The organism is Nitrosomonas supralitoralis (genome assembly GCF_003011925.2).
Classification (GTDB): domain Bacteria; phylum Pseudomonadota; class Gammaproteobacteria; order Burkholderiales; family Nitrosomonadaceae; genus Nitrosomonas; species Nitrosomonas supralitoralis.
In genome coordinates this window covers 1-1700 of sequence record NZ_PXXU01000141.1, presented here as the reverse complement: position 1 = coordinate 1700, position 1700 = coordinate 1, and the positions used below count along the sequence as shown (strand labels likewise).

The window sequence follows — 1700 nt, the reverse complement described above, 5'->3', positions numbered from 1 at the left end:
GTCCCTATTTATAAAAATCATTCCACTAAATTAAGTGTTTTTATGACTTTGATTTCCAGCTCTTGCATGATCATCAGAAGAACCCCCACTACTGCTTGAACTAGAGTTATTATCATCATCACTATCAGAATTCGAGCTTTCTTGGGTTAATCGGCTGCTCGAGTTGGAAGCGTTTTGTGTATTGCCAGAGCTATGCTGCCCTCCTTTACTGCCTGCTTCTCTTGCTTCTTCGGAGTCAAATTCATGAGCTGTTCCTTGCTCATGGGCTGCTTTCCCCCCTTTGCTAGAAATTTCTCTTTGCTTATCTTCATCCATAGAGGCAAAGCCTTTATTGGAATCATTATCTTGTGTACCTGGACGAGAGTAAGTCATTTTTAATTCTCCTATTAATTAATGACGATCCTTAAAGATCAGCTTTAATTTACCTTTAAAAATTTTTAGAATATGTACGGATTCATACATTTTATAAAAATAACTTAGACAAGAAAATTCCCATTATGTATAGGTTTCATAGCTAGGATTATCACTAAACGAATACTGCATCTGACTAAAAATTAGTCTCTCTGAAATTAATCTTTCATACTCTGTTACGAAATAAGTTTCAGGCTTATTTGTTTGTTTATGCTCTTTGTTGTTAAACGCACAGACCAAGAAAACATTCACGAAAATAATGTTAATTTCAATTCTTATCAGCGAATTTCTATTTGTCAGCGGTTCTTCATTTGATGGGGTTTTATTATTTTATTAATTAGACTAAAAGCCTTATTGCTTGATGGTCTTTTAATAATATTCCTATTAATTAATTTGTTATTGTTTTATATAGAGACTAAATTCTTATGAAAAATGTTCAAATCATCGAAAAATCCTCTGGACATATCGTTGCTGAATATCCAGTAATTGAAGAGCTTATTGATGATCTCTCAGAGGAAGAATATATTGAGGAAGCTTGGGATAACGCTGTCGAAGAAGGATTGGTTGAAGAAACTAATCGTGATAATTATGATATTGAAATAGATGGCGACATCCATTGACAATAAATTTTTAAAAAATTTGATTAATAACATTAAGCTTTTGGAATGCTTTTTGACTTTCATTGTGTGTTGGGTTTTGTACTGAATTATCACGACTAAATTAATAATAAGTTATTTTATATATAAATCAATATGTCAAATAAAAATCTAAATCAAACAAAAAACGTATTATCATTTCAATTACCTGGAGTTTAGTACTAGCTTTCGTTCTAATTATAATTGGAGCGTCCATTTTTTGGGGTTGGTAGTAGGCAACAAATAGTTAATGAATTATTTTTAACCTATCAAAGAGGCAAAAATATGGCTCAGCAGAAAACCGCCCTACAAGAACTAAATGATAAAGCTGCAAGAGAACGTAATAATCCCGACAAAAGAGACGCAGCAGAGAAATCTCCAACTGGTGAAGTATTTCATAATTCCAACAATGATCCAAACGCCTATGATGAAAATCCTGGTGATGTGGGGCCAAACACTATCGTTACCTCAGACAAGAATCCTGATAATAAATGACTTTTTGATTATCATAAAACCACATAACTGATTGATAATAAATAAACCATTCGAGTCTATAAACCATTTTCGACAATCAGTTGTCGCCTATCTTTTTTTTATAAGTGTTGACAAAATGTGTGGACGTTTTGTATTAGATTATCCTGCTTCTAGCATTTA

3 protein-coding genes are annotated in these 1700 nt (G+C 32.5%); 2 read left to right on the top strand and 1 reads right to left on the bottom strand.

The genetic code is table 11. The features are described 5' to 3' along the window. Positions 1-30 precede the first annotated feature (30 nt). Positions 31-372 carry a KGG domain-containing protein gene (locus tag C7H79_RS17030; protein WP_197714674.1) on the bottom strand — a complete coding sequence of 114 codons (342 nt, stop codon included), beginning with the start codon at positions 370-372 and terminating at the stop codon, positions 31-33. Between the two features lie 464 nt (positions 373-836). Between C7H79_RS17030 and C7H79_RS17025 the strand changes: the two genes are divergently transcribed. Together C7H79_RS17025 and C7H79_RS17020 are read left to right on the top strand one after the other, a co-directional pair. After that, complete coding sequence (locus C7H79_RS17025) at positions 837-1031, top strand: hypothetical protein (protein ID WP_106708412.1); 195 nt, start codon at positions 837-839, stop codon at positions 1029-1031. A 219-nt stretch (positions 1032-1250) separates the two neighbouring features. Further along, complete coding sequence (locus tag C7H79_RS17020; protein ID WP_106708411.1) at positions 1251-1541, top strand: hypothetical protein; 291 nt, start codon at positions 1251-1253, stop codon at positions 1539-1541. The last annotated feature ends 159 nt before the right edge of the window (positions 1542-1700 follow it).

Excerpts from the sequence above, each read along its gene's own strand:
- C7H79_RS17025 (WP_106708412.1), top strand. The coding sequence starts at position 837 with ATGAAAAATGTTCAAATCATCGAAAAATCCTCTGGACATATCGTTGCT.
- C7H79_RS17030 (WP_197714674.1), bottom strand. The coding sequence starts at position 372 with ATGACTTACTCTCGTCCAGGTACACAAGATAATGATTCCAATAAAGGC.